The following is a 6797-nucleotide window of genomic DNA, read 5'->3' as shown; positions in this document are numbered from 1 at the left end:
ATGACCGTGCACCTCCCGCAACCACATCCGTGGATGCGAGGATGCGACCACCGCGAGCGGCCCCACCAGGCCAATCACCCGTCTGGGCGGTCCGAGGCGAAGCCTCCCTCGTGCGGTGGCCACCAACCTTTGCCGGCTTCGCCGGCGCCGGGTGACCAGCGGCCGAAGGCCGCCGGTCACCCGGTGAACGTTAGTGGCCAGCGCCTAGAAGATCCATTTCAAGATTCGAGCTACCGCGACGTCCGCGGTGGTCCGGTCACGCTGATTCGGTCAAGGCCCTGTGAGCTGGGCACACTCGGGAGCCGTCAGGCCGTTGCCCGGCAGACCCATCCGCGATCACCGGACGGCGTTGTTGAGATCGTGGTATCCAGGTGCCCTCGGAGGGGCACTGAAATGCCAGGATCGCCGTTGCGTCTACCGGCCTCTCGTCCAGGACGGGCTTACCCGGGGATCGACTTGGGCTGAGTGGCATTAGTACGTCGTGGCGTAGCGCTCCTCGTTCGGCATGATGATCCACAGCGCGATGTAGATCACGAACTGGGGGCCGGGGAGCAGGCAGGAGAGCAGGAAGATCAGGCGCATCGCGTTCGGCGAGATGCCGAAGCGGCGGCCGAGGCCTGCGCAGACGCCGGCGATCATCCGATTGTCCCGGGGTCGTACGAGTTTCGTCCTCATGGATCCACGGTATGAGCGCCGCGCGCCGCCCGCCTCGGTAACGCCACCGACCTCCCCCTGAAAACACACTGAGGGCTTTCCCTGACGTTCACAAACCCTTGCCGGGCCGCGCGGGCCCAGGCGGCGACCGCCACCTGGACTCCGGCTCGCCTCGGCAGATCTCTTGAACCGGGCCCAAGCTGCTAGCCTGTGCGGCGTCAATCCTGGGGTAGGGACGGCGTTCATCGATGTTGGGTGTCATCGTCACATCCGGGCTGGAGCTGACCGCCGGGCCCATCTCGGAGCAGTTGCGCGCCGCCGGCGTGGACAAAGTCGTGGCCGTTCCCGACCTCGCGGGCCTCGCCGGCATGGCGAGCGCGGCCGACGAGCCGCTGCTGATCTGCTCGGACGACCTGGTCGCGCACACCGCGGTGCTCCGCCACCTGGCCACCAATCCGGCCGGCTCGACGGTCGCCCTGGTGGTCGACGTGGCGGCCGGCTCGCGCGGCGAGCGGATCCGCGAGGAGCGTGGCCGGCTGGTGCCGGGCGAGCCCAATGCGGCCTTCGGCGGCGCCCTTCGGGTCGACCCGCCCGCCCTGCCCGACCTGATGGCCGCCGCGCGCGGCGGGGTCGGCGTCGGCCTCGACTCCCTGCCGGCCGCCCTCCGCGGCGTCGGCGTCACGGTCTTCAGCCAGCGGGTGCGGCAGCTCGTCGCGGCCCGGGCCCGTGACGGCGTGGCCCGCGCGGCCGCCCAGGCGACGATCGCCGAGATCCACCCGGACGAGGTGGAGCTGCGGTTGGCCGTGCGGGAGCGGGACGACATCGTCGCGACGTACCTGGTCAGCTCCTGGTCACCGCGCCTCACCGGCTGGGCGGCCCGGGTCGGTCTCGGCCCCAACACGGTCACCGCCGCCTCGGTCGCGCTCGCGGTCCTCGCGGCGCTGCTCTTCTGGACCGGTGGCCGCCCGGCGCTGCTGCTCGGCGCGGTGCTGCTCTACCTCGGCTTCGTGCTCGACCGGGTCGATGGCCAGCTCGCGCGCTACACGCGGCGGTTCAGCCCGTTCGGCGGGTGGCTCGACACGATGGCCGACCGGGCGAAGGAGGCCGCCGTCTACGCCGGGCTCGCGGCGGGCGCGCACGGTGACGGGTGGGCGGTCGCCGTCGGCGTCCTGCTGCTCATCGCGGTCCGGCAGCAGACCGACACGTGGTACCTCGCCTTGCACGACGAGGCCGCCACCCGGGCCACCCCCGCCACGGGGCGGCTCGGCCGGCTCTCCCACCGGGTGCAGTCCGACCAGGGCTCACCGGCGTACTGGCTCAAGCAGACCGCGCTCTTCCCGGCCGGCGTCCGGTGGGCGGTGATCGCGGTCTGCGTCGCGCTCTTCGACCAGTGGGTGGCGCTCCTGGCGGTGCTGGTGTGCGCGGCGCTCTCCGCCGGCTACACGCTGGTCCTGCGCACCGCCCGCACCCTCTCGATGCGGGTGCCGGTCTTCGCCTCGGCCGACCCCACGCTGTACCGGGACGACGGTGCCGCCGCCCACCTGCTGCGTCGCTGGTCGGTGCAGCCGCTGGCCGCGGCCCTGCTCGCGGTGGCCGGCGCGGCGGCGGCGCTGCTCGTGGCCCGTTCCAGCGGGAGTGATCTGGCCGTCGTGGCGCTCCTCGTACTGGTGTTCGCCGCGGCGCTCGGCGCAGGGCACCCGCACGACGGCCCGCTGGACTGGCTCGTGCCGGCGGCGCTGCGTACGGCCGAGATGCTCTTCGTGGTCGCCGCCGGCTTGGCGTACGAGGTCCCGCTCCCGGTCGTCTTCCTGCTGCTGGCCGCGCTCGCGCTGCACCACGGCGACTTCACCACCCGCCTGGAAAAGCGGATCGAGGGGCCGCCGCTGCACCGGCTGGGGCTGGGCTGGGACGGCCGGCTAGTCGTGCTGGTGGTCTGCGCGTTCGCCGGGGCGGCCACGGCTGCGTTCGCGATGCTCGGCGGGTATCTTGTGGCGTTAGTGGTCGTCGATGCGTGGCGCACCTGGAGCTACGGCGCGGCCGGTCGCTGACGCCACTTTCCTGCCGGTTTCGTCGCCCATAGCCGTGGGTACCGAAAATCTCGCCTGAACTGGGCAGTAATCACCCTGTCACAGCACGAACATGGAACGTTTACCCGATGGGCTGAAGCCGTAACGCTCGTCACAGTTACCTATTCGGGGGCCGGCAACGAAGCTGCGGGGAGGTGACGGTGACCACCGTCGCGCTCAAGGATGTCACCAAGGTATTTCCAGATGGCACAGTCGCCGTCGACAACGTCAGTCTCGACGTCAACGACGGTGAGTTCATGGTGCTCCTGGGCCCGTCGGGCTGCGGCAAGTCGACCGTGCTCCGCATGGTCGCCGGGCTGGAAGACCCGACCACGGGAGCGATATTGCTCGATGGCGAGCTGGCCAACGACCTTCCGCCGCGCGATCGGCGGATCGCCATGGTATTCCAAGATTTCGCCCTATATCCCCACATGACTGTTGGGGAAAATATTGGATTTCCTCTACGTCTCTCCGGTGTCGACCAGCAGCCGCGCGGCGAGCGGGTGGCCGACGTGGCGAGCGCTCTCGGCATCGGCGACGTGCTCTCCCGAAAGCCCAGCCAGCTCTCCGGCGGCCAGCGCCAGCGGGTGGCGATGGGCCGGGCGATCGTGCGGCGACCGGGCCTCTTCCTGATGGACGAGCCGCTGTCCAATCTAGACAGTGGCCTCCGCGCCGAGCTGCGGGCGGAGATCTCCGGGCTGGTGCGCGAGCTGGGCGTCAGCACGATCTACGTGACGCACGACCAGGCCGAGGCGCTGACCATGGCCGACCGCGTCGCCATCATGCGCAAGGGCGTGCTCCAGGACGTGGGCACCCCCACCCAGGTGTACGGGCGACCGGCGACCCTCTACGTCGCCGCCTTCCTCGGCAGCCCCCGGATGAACCTGCTGGAGGCGTCGGTCTACGTGCACCTCGACCGGTACGTCGCGCTCAACCTCGGCGAGCAGGCCCTCTACCTGCCGTGGGACGACATCCGGGCGCGGGCCGTGGCGCACTACCACGGCGAGCGGATCGTGGTCGGCATGCGGGCCGAGGCGCTCACGCCGGTGGCCCCGGGCACGCCGGGCGACGTACTGCAGGGGCGCATCCGATACCTGGAGCACCACGGGCACGAGTCGCTGGCGTTCCTCGACATCGGAGCCACCGCGATCCTCGTCGACGACCTTGGCGGACCGGTCACCGACGCCGAGGGGGCCAACGGCGGCAGCCGGCTGCGCCGCTTCGGCCACGTGATGCAGCGGCTCACCGGGCGCGCGGCGGGCGAGGCGGGTCGGCCCGAGCCCGCCACCGGGCAGGGCAACCGCACCAGCGTGCTGAGCGACCCCGGACGCCACCACCGGCGCCCGGCCGAGCTCGCCGTGCGGCTCGCGCCGTACCCGGCGGTGTCCGCGGGGCATCCGCTGGCCATTTCGGTACGGATGGACGCGCTGCACTTCTTCGACGAGCGCGGCGATCGCATCGACGTGGGGTGGCGCTAGTCACACCCGGTGCCCTACCGTCAGCGGATGTCCGCTAACGGTTCCGGATTGCTCGTGATCGAGCGCATCCTGCGCGATCGCCAGAGCATCTGGCAGCAGATCGTTGACGAGCGGGAGCTTGGCCAGCTGACCACCCACATGCTGGCCAGCTCCGCCATCGCCTTGGCGCTGTATGGCGCCGTGCTCGGGGCGTTCCACAGTGTCCTGATGGCGTTGACCTCGGCGGTAAAGCTGCCGCTGCTCTTCCTCGTCACGCTGGCGATCTGCCTCCCCACGCTTTACCTGTTCAACCTGGTCTTCGGCGCGCGACTGTCCGTGCGGCAGGCGCTCGCGATGGTCATGGTGGCCATCACGGTCACCGCGATGCTGGCCGTGGCGTTCGCGCCCATCAGCCTCTTCTTCCTCATCACCGCGCCCGACTACGGCTTCTTCAAACTGCTCAACGTGGCGATCCTGACGCTGTCGGCGCTGGTGGGTCTCCGCTTCCTGACCGGCGGCATGCAGGTGCTCAACGAGCACGGCCTGCTGGCACCCGCCGCGGCGCCCGCTGTCCCCGCCGCCGTGCCGGCGGAGGCGGAAGCGGTGCCGGTCCCGGCGGTGCCCGCCACCGCCCCGGCCGCCGTCAACGGCGGTGCGGCGTCCACTGTGGTCAGTGCGCCGCTCCCCGCCGCCGCTTGGGACCCGGGCGCCCGGGTCCCCTTCGCGGTCAGCCGCCCCACCTCGCCGCGCCCGGTCCGTGACGGCCAGCGCCCGGCGAGCATGACCCTGCTGTACATCTGGATCCTGCTCTTCGGCTTCGTCGGCACCCAGCTGGCCTGGACGCTGCGGCCGTTCTTCGGCAGCCCCGGGCAGGAGTTCGCACTGTTTCGCAGCATCGAGGGCAACTTCTACGCCGAGATCCTGAAGACGATCGCCGGCCTGTTCTGACCCCGTGTGGCGCCGGCCGCCTCCGTGCGGCGCCGGCCGGCGCCGGCTGGCTTGTGCGGCGCCGCCGGCTCCGTGCGGCGCCGGCTGGCACCCGCCGCGGCGCCCGCCGGCGAGTCAGGCGGGCGTCGCGCGCTGGTGGGAGACGAGCTTGAGCAGGGCTGACTTGATCGGCGGGCGGGAGCCGAACACCAGCAGAAACGTCGCCTCCCGGACCAGGCGCTGCGCGTGGTGGTCGCGTAGCACCGACCGCGCGCCCGCCGCGACCGTCAGCGTGGTGGCCGCCCGCATCGCCAGTTCGGAGGCGGCCGCCCGGGCCACCGGGAGGGACTCGGGGGTCGCGGCGTCCAGCGCGGCCCGGCACGCGTCGAGTTCCGCGGTCAACGCGTACGGGCCGGGATCGAGCAGGCGGATCGCGCGCTCGGCCACGCCGAGGGCGAACGAGCCGTTCATCCGCAGCCCGGCGGCGTCCCGGGCGCCCCACTCGGCGTACGGCAGCGTGGCGGTGACCCGCTCAGCCGGTACGTGGTGGCCGTCGAAGGTGACCTCGACCGTGGCGCTCGCGTTCGCGGCGACCAGCTCCAGCGGCCGTACGCCCAGCGTCGGCCCGGGCACGGCGTCCACCAGCGCCCAGATCGCCGTATCCGACTCGTCGCGGGCGGCGGTGTGCAGGACGTCGATCATGCCCCAGCCGGTGACCCACGGGGAGGCGCCGTCCAGGCGGTAGCCGCCGCCGACCCGCGTGGCCCGTACCGACGGCGGGCCGGGCCGGAGCGCGCCCAGCGCCACGCCGGACCGGCGCTCGCCGCGGCACAGCGGGTCGAGCCACTCCTCGATCAGATCGGGGCGCCCGCTGCCGGCCACCGCCCGCACGGCACCGTGGTGCTGCATCCACACGAACGTGGTGGCCAGGCAGCCCCCAGCCAGCGTCTCGACGACCCGGGCCGCCGCGGCCTGGCCGGCAGGAGCCACCTCCTCGGCCGCCATGCCGTAGAAGCCCGCCTCGGCCAGCAGGTCGAGGTGGCCGGACGGGATGACACCGGTGGCGTCGACCGCCAGCGCGGCGGGGAAGAGCACGTCGTCGGCGATCTGCCGCGCCTTTTCCAGCGGGTCGGTCACGCCTGCACGGTACTCAGCGCTGCGGCCGCAGGGTCCAGATCACCGTCATCTCGGCCGTGGTCTCGCCGTCTTCCGTGGCGATTTCGACGAGCACCGGAAACTCCGGGCGCGTACCGGCCGCGAGCTCGGCGGCGACCTCCGCGGCCGGGCGGCCCAGGCGGGCGGTGGCGCGGACCGCGCCGAGCGCCAGCCGCTTGTACGCGATGTCGGCCCGCACCGCCAGCGGCACCGCCCGGTCGAGCAGGTGGCTGAAGGCCGCCAGCACCACCGCGCCGGACGCCGTCTCGCCCAGCGTGAAGATGGCGCCGGCGTGCGGGCCGCCGACGTGGTTGTGCGTCGCCGGCGAGTCGGGCAGGCGGACGACCGCGCGGACACCGCCGTCGCCACCGGGCGCGGCCTCGGGAACGTCGCCGCCGGATGCGGCCTGGGAAACGTCGGCTGCGGCCTCGAGAAACTCGAAGCCGAGAGTACGGGCGAACGGCACCGCCTGGAGCATCCCGGCGCCGACAGACTCCGCGTCGATGGACATACGGGCGATGTTACTCGCAAGTAATCG

Annotated in this window: 6 protein-coding genes; 3 read left to right on the top strand and 3 right to left on the bottom strand. The window is 72.3% G+C overall.

Annotated features, from left to right (window positions below):
- Positions 1-471: 471 nt before the first annotated feature.
- Entirely contained in the window at positions 472-675 is a 204-nt protein-coding gene (locus RB614_RS03385; RefSeq protein WP_308710822.1) for a PspC domain-containing protein, read from the bottom strand.
- A gap of 227 nt (positions 676-902) precedes the next feature.
- Here RB614_RS03385 and RB614_RS03380 point away from each other — a divergent pair, with 227 nt between their 5' ends.
- From RB614_RS03380 to RB614_RS03370, 3 genes are all read left to right on the top strand, one after another.
- A complete protein-coding gene (locus RB614_RS03380) occupies positions 903-2702 on the top strand; it encodes a CDP-alcohol phosphatidyltransferase family protein (RefSeq protein ID WP_308710821.1) in 1800 nt (599 codons plus the stop codon).
- A gap of 179 nt (positions 2703-2881) precedes the next feature.
- Positions 2882-4198: an ABC transporter ATP-binding protein gene (locus tag RB614_RS03375; RefSeq protein WP_308710820.1), complete on the top strand. Its 1317-nt coding sequence runs from the start codon at positions 2882-2884 to the stop codon at positions 4196-4198.
- A gap of 27 nt (positions 4199-4225) precedes the next feature.
- The gene (locus tag RB614_RS03370) at positions 4226-5125 is read left to right on the top strand and encodes a hypothetical protein (RefSeq protein ID WP_308710819.1); all 900 of its coding nucleotides are present in this window, start codon (positions 4226-4228) and stop codon (positions 5123-5125) included.
- 114 nt (positions 5126-5239) lie between these two features.
- Here the strand turns inward: RB614_RS03370 and RB614_RS03365 are convergent, their stop codons facing one another.
- Together RB614_RS03365 and RB614_RS03360 are read right to left on the bottom strand one after the other, a co-directional pair.
- Positions 5240-6241, bottom strand: coding sequence for an acyl-CoA dehydrogenase family protein (locus tag RB614_RS03365; protein WP_308710818.1), 1002 nt, complete (start codon positions 6239-6241; stop codon positions 5240-5242).
- A 13-nt stretch (positions 6242-6254) separates the two neighbouring features.
- Positions 6255-6770, bottom strand: coding sequence for a DUF4442 domain-containing protein (locus RB614_RS03360; RefSeq protein WP_308710817.1), 516 nt, complete (start codon positions 6768-6770; stop codon positions 6255-6257).
- Positions 6771-6797: the final 27 nt, after the last annotated feature.

This window comes from Phytohabitans maris, assembly GCF_031085175.1.
Lineage (GTDB): Bacteria > Actinomycetota > Actinomycetes > Mycobacteriales > Micromonosporaceae > Phytohabitans > Phytohabitans maris.
Note: the sequence above shows the minus strand (reverse complement) of the source record. Positions and strands in the feature narration are given on the sequence as shown.